The sequence below is a fragment of the Microbacterium sp. OR16 genome, from assembly GCF_047306725.1.
Taxonomy (GTDB): domain Bacteria; phylum Actinomycetota; class Actinomycetes; order Actinomycetales; family Microbacteriaceae; genus Microbacterium.
Window position 1 is genome coordinate 467469 of the sequence record NZ_JAZEXK010000001.1, and the last position, 14007, is coordinate 481475.

Genomic DNA, 14007 nt, shown 5'->3' on the forward strand with positions numbered 1-14007 from the left:
ACTCCCATGAGACGAAGCGAGTTCCTCCGCGCGGTCGCCGATGAGTTCGGCGGCCGCGCGGACTCTCTTGTGCACGACCTGATCCTCGGGTCGCTCGGCAGGACGGCGCGCGAGGCGCTGGATGCCGGTGTTCCCCCGCGCGACATCTGGCTCGCGCTGTGCGACGAGACCGACGTTCCCGCGACGCGTCGCTACGGCGTCGGGCGCCTGGATCCCCGCGAGCGCTGAACGAAACTCCGCGGTTCGCTTTCGGCGTGTCGTCGAAGATGTGTTCGATGTCCGCGTAGTGTTCTGCACAAGTGGTCTTGAGGTCATCTTCTCCACATCAGACGCTGTCGCCGAACCAATGTCGGTGGCTGCTCGTACGGTGAGGGATGTGGCACTGAGCCATACGCCTTGTCGCAGAGTCACTCCATCCGGAACGGCCGCGACAGCCTACAGGCGGCAGAACTTCGAGATACAGAGGAGCACGTCATGCCATCAACCGACGACCGCGAGAAGGCCCTGGACTCCGCGCTCGCGCACATCGAGCGTCAGTTCGGCAAGGGTTCGATCATGCGACTGGGCAGCGACGAGCGCGCTCCCGTCGAGGTCATCCAGACCGGGTCGATCGCCCTCGACGTCGCCCTGGGCATCGGAGGTCTGCCGCGCGGACGCATCATCGAGATCTACGGTCCCGAGTCGTCTGGTAAGACCACGCTCACGCTGCACGCGATCGCCAACGCGCAACGCGCGGGCGGCATCGCCGCGTTCATCGACGCCGAGCACGCGCTCGACCCCGAGTACGCGCGCAAGCTCGGCGTCGACATCGATCAGCTGCTCGTCTCGCAGCCCGACACGGGTGAGCAGGCGCTCGAGATCGCCGACATGCTGATCCGCTCGGGCGCGATCGACCTCGTCGTCATCGACTCCGTCGCCGCCCTCGTTCCCGAGGCGGAGATCAAGGGCGAGATGGGCGACTCGCACGTGGGTTTGCAGGCCCGACTCATGTCGCAGGCACTGCGAAAGCTGACCGGTGGGCTGAACCAGACGAAGACCACCGCCATCTTCATCAACCAGCTGCGCGAGAAGATCGGTGTGTTCTTCGGTTCTCCGGAGACGACGGCCGGTGGTAAGGCGCTGAAGTTCTACGCCTCGGTCCGCCTCGACATCCGTCGAATCGAGACGCTGAAGGACGGCACCGAAGCGGTCGGAAACCGCACCCGCGTCAAGGTCGTCAAGAACAAGATGGCCCCGCCCTTCAAGCAGGCCGAATTCGACATCCTCTACGGCGTAGGCATCTCGCGCGAGGGCAGCCTCATCGACTTCGGCGTCGAGCACGGCATCGTCAAGAAGTCGGGCTCCTGGTACACCTACGACGGCGATCAGCTCGGGCAGGGCAAGGAGAACGCCCGCAACTTCCTGATCAAGAACGACGACATCGCCATGGCGATCGAGACGCAGATCAAGCAGAAGCTGGGCGTCGGCGTCAAGGCCGAGGCCACCGTCGACGAGCTCGCCGAGCGTCGTCCGGCCTGATGTCATCCGCTGACGTGTTTCGACGTCGCTCAACAACCGTGGTGAGTCATGTCATCCGCTGACAAGCTCGCGCCGGTGATCCCGCTCTTCGTTGGCGCGCGTGGCGTCGGCCCTGCCACGGACTCCGTGAGGGCCGCGCCCGCGCCGGCCGGCGTGCGATTCGACGATCCGGGCGACGCCCATGACGAGCCAGCGCCGGTCGAACCCGACGCCGACGAGATCCGTCAGCGCGCCGAGGAGACCCTGGTGCGCAAGCTCCGCGCCAAGCAGCTGTCGGTCTCGGAAGCGCGATCGGTTCTGCGCGAGAACGGCCTCGATCGCGACGCGATCGAAGACGTGATCGATGAGTTCCTCCGCCGCAGCTATCTCGACGATCACACGCTGGCGTCGCTGCTGGTGACCTCGGGCTCCGAGCGAAAGGGACAGGGCCGCATCGCCCTGGCTCGATCGCTCGCGCAGCGCGGCATCCCGCGCGACATCGTCGACGACGCACTCGCAGAGCTGCCCGACGACGATGCCGAGCGTGCACTGGAGTTCGCCCGCAGCAAGGCATCCGGCATGAGCCGCCTCGAGTACGACACCGCCCTGCGCCGGCTTCACGGGCAGCTCGCCCGTCGCGGCTACGGCGGATCGGTCGCGATGGACGCCGCTCGCACAGCTCTGAGCGAGGTCGGCGTGCGTCGTGCGGCGACCCGCCCCGGCATGCGGCCCTCGGGCGTCCGGTTCGTCGACTCCGACTGAGCATCCGCTCTACGGGCCGCTCAGCCACCAGGCCGGGCGGCTCGTAGAATGGACGCATCATGTCTTCTCTCTCCTCCGAACCGACGATCATCGCGCTCTCCGACGCGGCGATCGCCGCCGATGGGCGCCGTCGCTCCTACGAGCTGCGCACCTTCGGCTGCCAGATGAACGTGCACGACTCCGAGCGTCTCTCCGGCTCGCTCGAGAGCGCAGGGTACGTGCGGGCTGATGCCGGCGACGAGGCCGACATCGTCATCATCAACACGTGCGCCGTCCGCGACAACGCCGCCGGCAAGCTCTACGGCACCCTCGGGCATCTGAAGTCCCGGAAGGACAAGCACGAGGGCATGCAGATCGCCGTCGGCGGGTGCCTCGCGCAGATGGATCAGCAGGCTGTGCTCGACAAGGCGCCCTGGGTAGACGTCGTCTTCGGCACGCACAACATGGGCTCCCTGCCGGGGCTGCTCGAGCGCGCTCGCCACAACGGCGAGGCGGAGCTCGAGATCCTCGAGTCACTCGAGGTCTTCCCCTCGACCCTGCCCACCAAGCGCGACTCCGCGCACAGCGGCTGGGTGTCGATCTCGGTCGGATGCAACAACACCTGTACGTTCTGCATCGTGCCGAGCCTGCGCGGGAAGGAGAAGGACCGCCGGCCCGGCGACATCCTGAATGAGATCCGCCTGCTCGTCGAAGACGGGGCCATCGAGGTCACTCTGCTCGGGCAGAACGTCAACTCCTACGGCGTCGAATTCGGCGACCGCCAGGCGTTCAGCAAGCTGCTGCGTGCGGCGGGCGAGATCGAGGGGCTTGAGCGCATCCGGTTCACCAGTCCGCACCCCGCAGCCTTCACCGACGACGTCATCGACGCGATGGCCGAGACCCCCAGCGTCATGCCGCAGCTGCACATGCCGTTGCAGTCCGGCAGCGACAGCATCCTCAAGGCGATGCGCCGCTCGTACCGCAGCTCGCGCTACCTCGGCATCATCGAGAAGGTGCGCGAGCGCATCCCGCACGCCGCCATCACCACCGACATCATCGTCGGCTTCCCCGGCGAGACCGATGAGGACTTCGAAGACACCATGCGCGTCGTCGAGCAGTCCCGCTTCTCAGGCGCCTTCACGTTCCAGTACTCCATCCGCGAGGGCACGCCCGCCGCGACCATGCCGAACCAGGTGCCCAAGGATGTGGTGCAGCGGCGCTACGAGCGCCTCATCGCGCTGCAGGAGCGGATCTCGCTGGAAGAGAACCAGAAGCAGGTCGGCCGTGAGGTCGAGGTGCTGGTCTCGGTCGGCGAGGGCAAGAAGGACGCCTCCACGCACCGCCTCACCGGTCGTGCAGAGGACAACCGTCTGGTGCACTTCGAGGTGACGCCGGGCTCCGAGCTGCCGCGCCCCGGCGACGTCGTCACCGTCAAGATCACCCACGGCGCGCCGTTCCATCTCCTCGCCGACGATCCGACCGGTGCGCCGCTGCGCATCCGCCGCACCCGAGGCGGCGACGCATGGGACCGCGCGCAGGCCGCATCGTGCGGGGTTCCCGCCACGGCTGGCGAGTCGGGTGCGCCGCGCACCGTCTCGCTGGGCCTGCCCACCCTGCGCCCCGCGGGGTCTTGACCCCGCACTCGGCGCGACCGGGCCACCCCCGGCTCTGGGCGGTGGTCGGCGCCACGGGCACCGGCAAGAGCGAGCTCGCTCTCGACCTCGCCGAGCGGCTGCGCGCACGCGGCAATCCGGCCGAGATCGTCAACGCCGATGCCATGCAGCTGTATCGGGGCATGGACATCGGCACGGCCAAGCTCGCCGTCGCCGAGCGGCGGGGCATCCCGCACCACCTGTTCGATGTCCGCGAGGTCGCCGACGAGGCGGCGGTCGCCTGGTATCAGCCGCGCGCCCGAGAGTCGATCGCAGCCATCCACGCCCACGGCGGCGATGCGATCCTCGTCGGCGGTTCCGGACTGTACGTCTCGAGCGTGATCTTCGACTTCCGCTTCCCGCCGAGGGATGCGGCCGTCAGAGCCCGTCTCGAAGCTGAGCTCGACGCGCACGGTGCCGGAGCGGTGTTCGAGCAGCTGCGCGCGCGCGATCCCGAGACCGCCGCCCGGATCGATCCGAAGAACGGACGCCGTATCGTCCGCGCGCTCGAGGTCATCGAGCAGGGCGGCGCGACGCACGGGGCGGCTCTGCCCGAGAAGCCCGAGCTGTGGCATCCCGCGACACGGATCATCGGCCTCCACACGCCGCGAGAGCAGCTCGTCGAGCGCCTCGACCGACGCGTGGAGCGGATGTGGCAGGACGGGATGCTCGAAGAGGTCGACCGCCTGCGCGCCGACGGCATCGAGAGGGGCGTCACCGCGTCACGCGCGATCGGATACGCGCAGGCGCTCGCGCAGCTGGGCGGCGAGCTGAACCAGCATGAGGCGATCGCCGAGACGCAGGCGCTCACTCGCCGCTACGCGCGGCGACAGGTGTCGTGGTTCAAGCGCTACCCCGACATCGAATGGGCCGAGCACCCCGTCGACGTCGACTCGCTCATCGACTGACTCTGGCGGGCGTCGGCGGCTGCAGGCACGATGGGCGCATGGCCACGCACTACTACACCGCCTCGTCACTCGACGGGTTCATCGCCACACCCGAGCACTCGCTGGATTGGCTGCTCAGCCAGGACATCGACGAGAACGGTCCGATGGCCTATCCCGGGTTCATCGCCGGGATCGGGGCTCTCGCCATGGGATCGTCCACGTTCGAGTGGGTCATGCGGCACGAGGAGGGACGATGGGACTACGCGCAGCCGACCTGGGTGTTCACCCACCGCGACATCCCCGCTCCGGCACGGGGCGACGTGCGCTTCACACATGAGGACGTGCGTCAGGTGCATGCCGAGATGACGGCGGCGGCCGAGGGGAAGGACCTCTGGATCGTCGGCGGGGGAGACCTGGCCGGCCAGTTCGCCGACGCCGGGCTGCTCGACGAGGTCTGGGTGCAGTACGCGCCGGTCATGCTCGGATCGGGGGCGCCGCTCCTGCCACGGCGAGTAGACCTCGAGCTGATCGACGTGGCGCGCAACCGCAGCTTCATGTGCGGCAGGTACCGGGTCGGGGGTTCCGACGATCTCTAGACTGTTCGCATGGTCGCATTCACCAAAGGGCACGGCACGGGGAACGACTTCGTGATCATCGAAGACGCCGACGGCGCTCTCGATCTCGCGGCCACTCAGGTGCAGGCCCTGTGCGACCGCAACTTCGGCGTCGGCGCCGACGGCGTGCTGCGCGTGGTGCGATCCGCGTCGATTCCCGAAGGCGCGGCGGCTCTGGCCGAGGAGCCGGATGCCGAGTGGTTCATGGACTATCGGAACGCAGACGGGTCGATCGCCGAGATGTGCGGCAACGGCATCCGCGTCTTCGCGCACTACCTGCTTCGCGCTGGCCTCGCCACGATCGACAGCGGCTCGACGCTGCCCATCGGCACGAGGGCCGGGGTGCGCGATGTGCTGCGCTCCCAGAACGGCTACCAGGTCGATCTCGGCCTGTGGAAGCTCGTCGGCGGCGAGCCGCTCGCGCGGGCGGCGGGACTTTCGGTCCCGCGCCCTGGCCTCGGGATCGACGTGGGCAATCCGCACGTCGTGGTCGCCCTGGCATCCGACGACGAGCTCGCCGGGCTCGACCTGAACCCGACACCGATTCTCGACCCCGCCCCGGTCGACGGTGCGAACGTCGAGTTCGTGGTGCCGGGCGAGCCCCTGGTAAGAGACGGGATCGGGCATGTGCGAATGCGCGTGCACGAGCGCGGTGTCGGCGAGACGCTCAGCTGCGGAACGGGTGTGGCGGCGACCGCCCTCGCGGTACGGCACTGGGCGGGGTCGCAAGCGCCGCATCAGTGGCGCGTCGAGGTGCCCGGAGGGGTGCTCGGGGTGCGGATGTTCCCCGCGGAGGACGGCGAGCACGTCGCCCTGTCGGGGCCCGCGCAGCTCGTCTACCGGGGTGAGATCGACCTCGTCTGAGGCCGATCGCTCATTCGGGCAGCACGATCGGGGCGGTCGGCGGGGTGCCGTGCCGGCGCACCTTGAGAATGCGGTACCCCTTGCCGGTCGCCGCGCGGGTCACGCTGAAGCCCGGGGTGAACACCGAAGCCATCCACCGCTGCAGCGAGTCGGAGCCGAGGTTGCGCTGCACCACCAGCCAGGCGTCGCTGCGCTCGTCGAGGCGGGGGATCCAGCGCTCGAGCATGGAGTGCAACTCGCTCTTGCCCACCCGGATCGGCGGATTCGAGCGGATCGTGGTGAACACCACGTCGTCGGGAACATCCTCGGGCTTCACGGCGTTGACATTGGTGAGGCCGAGGGACTCGGCGTTGCGCCTGGTGAGATCCAGCGCCCGCTCGTTCACGTCGACCGCCCAGATCGTGGCGTGCGGCGCTGAGAGGGCCATGGTGAGACTGATCGGGCCCCACCCGCATCCGAGATCGAGGAAGTTGCCGCTCGGCGGCAGAGGAGCCATGTTGGCGAACAGCACCGCAGTGCCGGTGTCGAGCCGGTCGGGACTGAACACGCCGCCCGCGGTGGTCACCTCCCGATCGCGTCCCGCGAGCGGGACGGTGATGGTTCGGAGGTTCTCGGCACTGGCCGGGGCCGCACTGAAGTAATGATCGGACGACGGCATGCAGTGAGCGTACCGGACACCGCGGGCTAAGGTTAAGGCGCTTCTCAGAGAGGACAGAGTTCACCACCGGATGACGAACACCAACGACGACAACATCACACAGGACGCACTGGATCGCGTGCTCGCGAACGCAGAGCCGCGCACGCAGGCGCGCGTCTTCGGCGCCGCCCAGGCGCTGCAGGATGCGGCATCAGCCGCCCACACCGACGCGGACGGCGCGCAGTGGGACCTCGAGGATCGCCATGCCCTCCGACGTGTCGCGGGCCTCTCGACCGAACTCGAGGACGTCACCGAGGTCGAGTACCGGCAGCTGCGTCTGGAGAACGTCGTATTGGTCGGCGTGTATCCGCAGGGCGCGCAGGAGGATGCCGAGAACTCGCTGCGCGAGCTCGCCGCCCTCGCTGAGACGGCAGGCGCCGTGGTGCTCGACGGTCTGCTGCAGCGCCGGCCGCACCCCGACCCTGCGACCTACCTCGGCCGCGGCAAGGCGCAGGAGCTCAAAGACATCGTCGCCGCCGTGGGCGCCGACACGGTCATCGCCGACACCGAGCTCGCCTCCAGTCAGCGACGCGCGCTCGAGGACGTCGTGAAGGTGAAGGTGATCGACCGCACCACCGTCATCCTCGATATCTTCAGCCAGCATGCGAAGAGCCGCGAGGGCAAGGCGCAGGTCGAGCTGGCTCAACTCGAGTACCTGCTGCCGCGACTGCGCGGCTGGGGCGAGTCGATGAGCCGTCAGGCCGGCGGCCAGGTCGGCGCGGGCGGCGCGGGCATGGGCTCACGTGGACCCGGTGAGACGAAGATCGAGCTCGATCGCCGTCGCATCCGCACCCGCATGGCGCAGCTGCGCAAGCAGATCCGCGAGTTCGCTCCGGCGCGCGACGCCAAACGGGCCGAACGCAAGCGCAACACCATTCCCTCGGTGGCGATCGCGGGGTACACGAACGCCGGCAAGTCGAGCCTGCTGAACGCTCTGACCAGCGCCGGCGTGCTCGTCGAGAACGCGCTGTTCGCGACACTGGATGCCACCGTCCGGCGGGCCGAATCGGCCGACGGCCGCGTGTACACGCTCGCCGACACGGTCGGCTTCGTGCGCAATCTCCCGCATCAGCTGGTCGAGGCGTTTCGTTCGACGCTGGAGGAGGTCGGCCAGGCCGATCTGCTCGTGCACGTCGTCGACGGCTCGCATCCCGACCCCTCCGCGCAGCTGCAGACGGTGCGCGATGTGATCGGCGACGTCGGCGGGCGGGACATCCCTGAGATCGTCGTCTTCAACAAGGCCGACCTGATCGACCCCGACGAGCGCCTCGTGCTGCGCGGCCTCGCACCCGACGCTCACTTCGTGTCGTCGCGTACGGGGGAGGGCATCGCGGAGCTGCGGGCCGAGATCGAGCGGCGCCTGCCGATGCCGGCCGTCGAGGTACGCGCGCTCGTGCCGTACGACAGGGGAGATCTCATCTCGGCGGTTCACGAGAGCGGTGTCCTGGTCTCGGCTGAACACGAGGAGAACGGCACGGCCGTGCACGCGCACGTCTCCGAGCGCCTCGCGGCCGAACTCGCGCCCTTCGCCATCGGCTGACGGCTGCTGCTGCGGGCGACGGTTCGCCCGCAGCAGGAGCTGTCAGGATGCCGAGAAGCGGCCCTCCACCGTGGCGGAGACGGTGATCTCCTCGCCCTGGAACTCCATCGCCGGCGCCGTGTCGAAGGCTCCGGCAGCACGCATCGCGACCGGTGCGAAGCCGGCGGTCTCGGCCGAGATCAGCCCGCGATCGGCGATCTCCAGGGGGATGACGGTGCTGAGACCGAGCGCCTCAGCGTAGGCCCGAGCGCGCGAGACGGCGACGCCGACGGCCTGGGTCGCGACCTCGCGCTCGACCTCGCGCTCGGTCTCAGGGGTCAGATGCCAATCGACCCCGCCGAGGGCGACGCCGTCCTCGGCGGAGAGCTCGGTGGCCCACAGCGACAGCTCCGAGATGTCGGCGAACGTGGCGGTGAAGTCGATGCTTGCGCGGTAGACGGGCGCGAGCCTGCGCCCATCGGCGTTCCAGGGCCGCTCGGCGTACACACTCAGCCGCTGGCTGGTCCAGGCGGTCACGCTGCCCGCGTCCTCCCGTGAGACGATGCTCTCGCGCACCGGCCCCGCGAGGGCCAGAACCCGCTGCGCCACCGCCTCTCGCTCGGGGCCGTCGAGCGCCACGCTGAGTCGGACGGTGGCGCGCTCGGGCGCGACGCGCAGTTCGTGCTCGCCGCGGACGGTGATGATGACTTCGCTCATGCGAGCGACTGTACGGCACAGCGCGGACCGGCGGGTGCGGACGGACCCGGGGCGGAATAGCATCCGGCGTCGATCCGTTGTAGTCTGTGATGCTCGGGAGCACATGCTCCCGCTGGTAATTCCACAGTGTGACAGCGGCTCCTTCGCGAGAAGGTCCACGGGGCTGATCGGTTTCGACGGCGCCTGTGTATCGACGAGAAGCGGGCCGAGGATGCAGGGTTATCTCGTGAACGCTCCCTGCAAAAACATAGTTGCCGAAACCAAGCGCAACGACTTCGCCCTCGCTGCCTAAGCGAGCCCGATAGTCCGTCAGACCGTATGTGATCCCCATACGGACCCTGGCGTCATCTAGGGATCTTGCTGCGTGACGGCGTCTGGACGTCACGTGGGACTCTTCCCAGACTGGGCTCGTCGACTTAGGTGTCTGTGACAAAGGTCGGAGCCGAGCAGAACGCCTCCACAGACTGCGCCCGGAGAAGACGTGGATTAGCAGCGTCGGACGGGGGTTCGATTCCCCCCAGCTCCACCAGCCGCTGTCACTGTGGAAGACCAGTCCCGAGGACCCACGCCCCTCACACCCGAGGGCGCAGCCCGTCGAGTGCGACCGCGCGGATCTCCGCGCCCAGCAGCTGCGGGTCGACGGGGCCATCCGGCCGATACCACTCGACGACCGAGTTGATCATCCCGAAGATCAGGCGGGTGGCGACACCGGCGTCCAGATCCGCTCTCACCAGTCCTTCGGCCTGCGCCTGTCGCACCATGCCGGTGACCGTGTGGTCGAACCGACGACGCCGCTCGAGAGCGGCGAGCTCGATCTCGCTGTTGCCGCGCAGGCGCAGCAGCAGCGTGACCTGCGGCAGCCGCTCGGTCAGCACCCGCACGGCGCCGTCGACGATGGCGGTGAGCCGCTCACCGGCCGTGGGATGCTCGAGCGCCGCGTGCAGGGCATCCTCCAGACCTCCCAGGGCGTCGTCGAGGGCGATCTGCAGGATCTGCTCCTTGGAATCGACGTGGTGGTACAGCGCGGACTTCGTCACGCCGAGCCGAGCGGTCAGATCCGACACCGATGTCGCGTCGTAGCCCTGCTCGTTGAACAGCTGCACGCCCACGCGGATGACGTCGGCACGATCATGCCCCGGGCGTCCGCGGCGCGAGGGCCGGTCTGTCGTCGCGGTCACGGGCGAGTCCTCGGCATGCACCAACTCTAACCGCGCGGCTCCCACGGACGCGGCCGCGGAGTCGCCGGTCAGACCGGTAAGCTGAGAGGGTAATCCGACGATCGGAAAGGCTTCGACATGGTCGACTTCATCGTGTTCCTCGTGCTGTTCCTGGGCGGCATGTGGCTTCTCGGCGCAGCGTGGGAGATGCCCGCCTGGCAGGGCGTGGCGTTCAGCGCGGGCATCATCCTCGTCAGCCTGGCCATGGCGTACGTGATGCGCCAGCGCGGCTCGGCGACGCGCCGCACCGACAGCTGGGGTCAGCGCCAGAAGTGACGGAAGGCGCCGCTCGCGCGGCGCCTTCGCTCCCGGGCCTGTTCGCTCATCCCTTCCATTCGATGAGCAGCAGGCCCTGTTTCGTGTCCGCGAACTTCACCCAGCCGTCGCCGAACTCGTAGGTCATGCCGAAGCCGTCGTCGTCGGTCGCGATGGCGTAGGCCGGGTCCTCGGTGAAGTACACCAGATCGCCCTCCGTCGAGCGCAGCCAGCCGTCGCGCTTCAGGTTCGACTGGGCGACGTCGGAGGTGCGCGCGTCCAGCGCGCCCCACCCGTACATCTGGCCGTGGTCCGACGCCGTGCTGAAGTCGGCCCACATGCACAGCAGGCCGTCCTCGATGAGCGTCTCGCCGATGCGCAGCTCTTCCTGCTTCGCGGTCCATCCCTGGGAGGTCAGGGCGTCGACGGTGCCGGGCGTGATGATCGTCTTGCAGGTGGGCTCGGCGCTGGGCGCCGGCGTGGCGTCGTCGACCGGCGCGGTGGTCGCGGCAGTCGTCGGCTCGACGCTCGTCGATGCGGGGGGCGTGGGCGTCGGCGTAGGGTCCGGTGCGGAGCACGACGCGAGCAGGAGGACGGCTGCGAGCGCGCTGAAGGCGAGGGGAGTGCGGGGGCTCATGGGGAATCCGGGGAGAGGGGAGGTGCCGCGGCGTGCTCAGGGGAGTCGCGCGTCGCGGAACAGGGACAGGAAGGGGTCGTGCAGTATGCCGTTCGTGGCGAGCGTGGACAGCGCCGACAGGGTCTCGGCCCCGTCGAAGGCGGTCATGCGGCCGCCCGCTTCTCGGACGATCGCCACGGCTGCGGCGATGTCGTACTCCTTGACGTCGAACTCCGCGACCATGTCGATGCGGCCCTCGGCGAGCAGCATGTAGCTGTACACGTCACCGTAGGCGCGGTCGCGCCACACGCGGTCGGCGACCGCCTGGAGCTCGGGGAGCTTCCCGGCGTCGGCCCACTGACCGATGCTCTGGAAGCTGATGCTGGCATCGTCGAGCGAGTCCACATCAGACACCGAGAGGCGGCGGGGAGCGTCTGCGGTGTTCGTCCACGCGCCGAGACCGTCGGCGGCCCACCAGCGGCGTGACAGGGCCGGCATGCTGACCGCGCCGACGCGTGGCACGCCGTCGATCGCCAGGGCGATCATCGTGCCCCACAGCGGCACTCCGCGCAGGAAGTTCGCCGTGCCGTCGATGGGGTCGATGATCCACTGCCGGTGGGTGTCGCCCTCCGCGCCGTACTCCTCGCCGAAGATGCCGTCGGCAGGGCGCTCGGCGGCGAGCAGCTCTCGGATCGCGCGCTCTGTGGCGAGGTCGGCATCGGTCACGTGCGTGCGGTCGGCTTTGCGCGAGACCTGCAGATCGGCCGCGTCGAAGCGGGGGAGAGACTGGGCGTCCGCCGCATCCGCCAGCCGCAGAGCGAGCGCGAGATCGGCGGCGAGGTCGGCGTCGTCGCGGGTGTCGGTCACCTATCCAGGATAAGCGCGGCCTCTCGGGCGAACCCGCCTGCAGGATATCGGTCCAGACACGAAACGCGCCCGCCGCCCGGCCTCTGCAGGCCGAGTCGCTCAGAGGTACGGCACGAACGAAGCGGGGACGGCGACGTTCTCGGGCACACCCGCGAACAGAACGGCGACCTGCTCCGGCGTGTATCCGGCGATGCCGCAGCCCACCGGGGTGAGCAGGAAATGCAGATCCGGATGCTCGGTCGCGAACCCGATGAATGCACGCGCCTCACGTGTGAGCACGTCGAGGCCGCTCATCGTGTCGATGGCATACGACTGACCGTGATGGCCGTGCCCTTCGCCCCACACGGCGCCGAACCTCTCGTGGGCGACGCGGGCGGCGCCCCCGCCGTGCTGACCTGCGGCGTTGCTGCCGAAGACGAACACCTCATCGGCGCGCAGGCTGACGACGACGTCCGGCGTGATCTCCATGCCGGAACTCTACGTGGCGTGTGGCGACGTGCGGCCCGCATGCAGAAAAACCCCGAAGACTGGCGAGAGTCTTCGGGGCTTGTCCGTGCACCCCCAGGGACTTGAACCCTGAACCCACTGATTAAGAGTCAGTTGCTCTGCCGATTGAGCTAGAGGTGCGTGGCCCGGGAAGATTTCCCCGGCCGAGGAATTACATTACCAGCGGCTGATGGTCGCGCCAAATCGCATCGGTCTGCCGGGCGGGTTGCGCGCCTCAGGCGCCGGCGGTGGCGAGATCGACCGCTTCCTGCACGGTGTCGACGAGGTGCACGTGGCGCTCCATCGGCCGCCCGGCGGCGAGTGCGGTCAGCAGCGGCCAGGCGGGGTACTGCTCGGTCCAGTACGCACACCCGACGAGGATCATCGGGGCGACCGACGACTCGTCGGCGTAGAAGTTCTCGCAGGCATCCTGGAAGATCTCCTGCACGGTGCCACCCGACCCCGGCAGGAACACGATGCCGGCCTGGCACACCTCCAGCAGGATCGCCTCACGCTGCGCGTTGCGGAAGTACTTGGCGATCGCGCTGGCGAACGGGTTCGGCGGCTCGTGTCCGTAGTGCCAGGTGGGGATGCCGAGCGATTCGCTGCCGCCGGGGAACTCGTGCCGCACGGCGAATGCCGCGTCGGCCCACGCGGCGATGCTCGGTGCGAAGCTCGGCACCGCGGCGAGCATCCCGAGCGCGTGCTCTCGGGCATCCGCTCCTCGGCCCGCGAGATATCCGCCGAGGTTGACGGCCTCCATCGCGCCCGGTCCGCCGCCGGTCGCGACCGTCAGCGTCTGAGACAGGTGCTGGCCGAGCTCGACTCCGTCGGCGTACTCGCGGCTGCCGCGCACCACACCATGCCCGCCCATGACGCCGACGAGCCGCCGACCGCTCACCCAGTCCGAGAGCGCCAGATCGATGGTGTGATCGTGCAGCGACTTCGCGAGTGCGGCATCCCTCGACGTCACGCGCTTCGACCAGGCGTAGGTGCGCGCATCGAGGCTGTCCGCGTAGTCCGCGGTTCCGAACAGCTCGCCAGGCGTGTACAGCGCAGTGCGGTAAGTGTCGATCGGGATGCCGGGAACCTCCGGGAACACCACCGCGCCACGCGCCCGCACCGACGACTCGTCGGCGAGCGCCAGGCGACAGCCCAGGAACAGCGATCCGGTGACATCGACCGACCGCAGGGCGCTGCTGCGCTCGGTCAGGTCCAGTGCGCGCATCCGCCATCCGTAGAGCGAGCGGGCGCCTGCGGCGAGACGGCGGTCGAAGTCCGCGAGCGTGTCGACATCGACGACCCGTCCACGCGTTCTCCTCATGCGACGACCTTAGAGCAGCGCGGCACCGGCACCACGCTTCCTTCGGCTCTTCCG

At 68.9% G+C, this 14007-nt stretch carries 16 protein-coding genes, 1 tRNA gene and 1 other RNA gene; 10 read left to right on the forward strand and 8 right to left on the reverse strand.

Annotated features, from left to right (window positions below):
* Positions 1 to 6: 6 nt before the first annotated feature.
* From V2S05_RS02235 to dapF, 7 genes are all read left to right on the forward strand, one after another.
* A complete protein-coding gene (locus V2S05_RS02235; RefSeq protein ID WP_271637859.1) occupies positions 7 to 228 on the forward strand; it encodes a DUF3046 domain-containing protein in 222 nt (73 codons plus the stop codon).
* A 246-nt stretch (positions 229 to 474) separates the two neighbouring features.
* Positions 475 to 1518 (forward strand): recombinase RecA, encoded by a 1044-nt coding sequence (recA, locus tag V2S05_RS02240; protein WP_182252964.1) that lies wholly within the window; start codon positions 475 to 477, stop codon positions 1516 to 1518.
* A gap of 48 nt (positions 1519 to 1566) precedes the next feature.
* A complete protein-coding gene (locus V2S05_RS02245; protein WP_413633651.1) occupies positions 1567 to 2259 on the forward strand; it encodes a regulatory protein RecX in 693 nt (230 codons plus the stop codon).
* 59 nt (positions 2260 to 2318) lie between these two features.
* Positions 2319 to 3872 (forward strand): tRNA (N6-isopentenyl adenosine(37)-C2)-methylthiotransferase MiaB, encoded by a 1554-nt coding sequence (miaB, locus tag V2S05_RS02250; RefSeq protein WP_413633653.1) that lies wholly within the window; start codon positions 2319 to 2321, stop codon positions 3870 to 3872.
* Positions 3869 to 4798 (forward strand): tRNA (adenosine(37)-N6)-dimethylallyltransferase MiaA, encoded by a 930-nt coding sequence (miaA, locus tag V2S05_RS02255; protein WP_413633654.1) that lies wholly within the window; start codon positions 3869 to 3871, stop codon positions 4796 to 4798. Before miaB ends, miaA begins: the two co-directional genes overlap by 4 nt.
* Before the next feature lie 38 nt (positions 4799 to 4836).
* Positions 4837 to 5373 carry a dihydrofolate reductase family protein gene (locus V2S05_RS02260; protein WP_413633655.1) on the forward strand — a complete coding sequence of 179 codons (537 nt, stop codon included), beginning with the start codon at positions 4837 to 4839 and terminating at the stop codon, positions 5371 to 5373.
* A 9-nt stretch (positions 5374 to 5382) separates the two neighbouring features.
* On the forward strand, positions 5383 to 6255 hold the full coding sequence (gene dapF / locus V2S05_RS02265; protein WP_413633657.1) for a diaminopimelate epimerase: 873 nt from the start codon (positions 5383 to 5385) through the stop codon (positions 6253 to 6255).
* A gap of 10 nt (positions 6256 to 6265) precedes the next feature.
* Here the strand turns inward: dapF and V2S05_RS02270 are convergent, their stop codons facing one another.
* A complete protein-coding gene (locus tag V2S05_RS02270) occupies positions 6266 to 6913 on the reverse strand; it encodes a class I SAM-dependent methyltransferase (RefSeq protein WP_413633659.1) in 648 nt (215 codons plus the stop codon).
* A gap of 70 nt (positions 6914 to 6983) precedes the next feature.
* Here V2S05_RS02270 and hflX point away from each other — a divergent pair, with 70 nt between their 5' ends.
* The gene (gene hflX / locus V2S05_RS02275) at positions 6984 to 8492 is read left to right on the forward strand and encodes a GTPase HflX (RefSeq protein WP_413633660.1); all 1509 of its coding nucleotides are present in this window, start codon (positions 6984 to 6986) and stop codon (positions 8490 to 8492) included.
* Positions 8493 to 8534: 42 nt separating this feature from the next.
* Here the strand turns inward: hflX and V2S05_RS02280 are convergent, their stop codons facing one another.
* Positions 8535 to 9188 (reverse strand): SIMPL domain-containing protein, encoded by a 654-nt coding sequence (locus tag V2S05_RS02280; RefSeq protein ID WP_413633662.1) that lies wholly within the window; start codon positions 9186 to 9188, stop codon positions 8535 to 8537.
* 159 nt (positions 9189 to 9347) lie between these two features.
* Here V2S05_RS02280 and ssrA point away from each other — a divergent pair.
* Positions 9348 to 9717, forward strand: a transfer-messenger RNA (tmRNA) gene (gene ssrA, locus V2S05_RS02285).
* A gap of 43 nt (positions 9718 to 9760) precedes the next feature.
* On the opposite strand, the gene V2S05_RS02290 is transcribed toward ssrA, so the two are convergent.
* On the reverse strand, positions 9761 to 10366 hold the full coding sequence (locus V2S05_RS02290; RefSeq protein WP_271637848.1) for a TetR/AcrR family transcriptional regulator: 606 nt from the start codon (positions 10364 to 10366) through the stop codon (positions 9761 to 9763).
* A 117-nt stretch (positions 10367 to 10483) separates the two neighbouring features.
* Between V2S05_RS02290 and V2S05_RS02295 the strand changes: the two genes are divergently transcribed.
* Positions 10484 to 10681, forward strand: a complete 198-nt coding sequence (locus V2S05_RS02295; RefSeq protein WP_271637847.1) for a hypothetical protein — start codon at positions 10484 to 10486, stop codon at positions 10679 to 10681.
* A gap of 46 nt (positions 10682 to 10727) precedes the next feature.
* Here the strand turns inward: V2S05_RS02295 and V2S05_RS02300 are convergent, their stop codons facing one another.
* From V2S05_RS02300 to V2S05_RS02320, 5 genes are all read right to left on the reverse strand, one after another.
* A complete protein-coding gene (locus V2S05_RS02300) occupies positions 10728 to 11297 on the reverse strand; it encodes a hypothetical protein (RefSeq protein WP_413633663.1) in 570 nt (189 codons plus the stop codon).
* A 36-nt stretch (positions 11298 to 11333) separates the two neighbouring features.
* Positions 11334 to 12143, reverse strand: a complete 810-nt coding sequence (locus V2S05_RS02305) for an inositol monophosphatase family protein (RefSeq protein ID WP_413633665.1) — start codon at positions 12141 to 12143, stop codon at positions 11334 to 11336.
* Between the two features lie 99 nt (positions 12144 to 12242).
* Complete coding sequence (locus tag V2S05_RS02310; protein ID WP_413633667.1) at positions 12243 to 12611, reverse strand: hypothetical protein; 369 nt, start codon at positions 12609 to 12611, stop codon at positions 12243 to 12245.
* Positions 12612 to 12697: 86 nt separating this feature from the next.
* A tRNA-Lys gene (locus V2S05_RS02315) sits at positions 12698 to 12770 on the reverse strand.
* Positions 12771 to 12864: 94 nt separating this feature from the next.
* Complete coding sequence (locus V2S05_RS02320) at positions 12865 to 13953, reverse strand: LOG family protein (protein ID WP_413633668.1); 1089 nt, start codon at positions 13951 to 13953, stop codon at positions 12865 to 12867.
* Between the last annotated feature and the right edge of the window lie 54 nt (positions 13954 to 14007).

Coding starts and splice junctions, on each gene's coding strand:
- V2S05_RS02300 (WP_413633663.1), bottom strand. CDS start 11,297: ATGAGCCCCCGCACTCCCCTCGCCTTCAGCGCGCTCGCAGCCGTCCTC.
- recA (WP_182252964.1), top strand. CDS start 475: ATGCCATCAACCGACGACCGCGAGAAGGCCCTGGACTCCGCGCTCGCG.
- V2S05_RS02320 (WP_413633668.1), bottom strand. CDS start 13,953: ATGAGGAGAACGCGTGGACGGGTCGTCGATGTCGACACGCTCGCGGAC.
- V2S05_RS02235 (WP_271637859.1), top strand. CDS start 7: ATGAGACGAAGCGAGTTCCTCCGCGCGGTCGCCGATGAGTTCGGCGGC.
- V2S05_RS02280 (WP_413633662.1), bottom strand. CDS start 9,188: ATGAGCGAAGTCATCATCACCGTCCGCGGCGAGCACGAACTGCGCGTC.
- V2S05_RS02270 (WP_413633659.1), bottom strand. CDS start 6,913: ATGCCGTCGTCCGATCATTACTTCAGTGCGGCCCCGGCCAGTGCCGAG.
- V2S05_RS02295 (WP_271637847.1), top strand. CDS start 10,484: ATGGTCGACTTCATCGTGTTCCTCGTGCTGTTCCTGGGCGGCATGTGG.
- V2S05_RS02260 (WP_413633655.1), top strand. CDS start 4,837: ATGGCCACGCACTACTACACCGCCTCGTCACTCGACGGGTTCATCGCC.
- hflX (WP_413633660.1), top strand. CDS start 6,984: ATGACGAACACCAACGACGACAACATCACACAGGACGCACTGGATCGC.
- dapF (WP_413633657.1), top strand. CDS start 5,383: ATGGTCGCATTCACCAAAGGGCACGGCACGGGGAACGACTTCGTGATC.
- miaB (WP_413633653.1), top strand. CDS start 2,319: ATGTCTTCTCTCTCCTCCGAACCGACGATCATCGCGCTCTCCGACGCG.
- V2S05_RS02245 (WP_413633651.1), top strand. CDS start 1,567: ATGTCATCCGCTGACAAGCTCGCGCCGGTGATCCCGCTCTTCGTTGGC.
- V2S05_RS02310 (WP_413633667.1), bottom strand. CDS start 12,611: ATGGAGATCACGCCGGACGTCGTCGTCAGCCTGCGCGCCGATGAGGTG.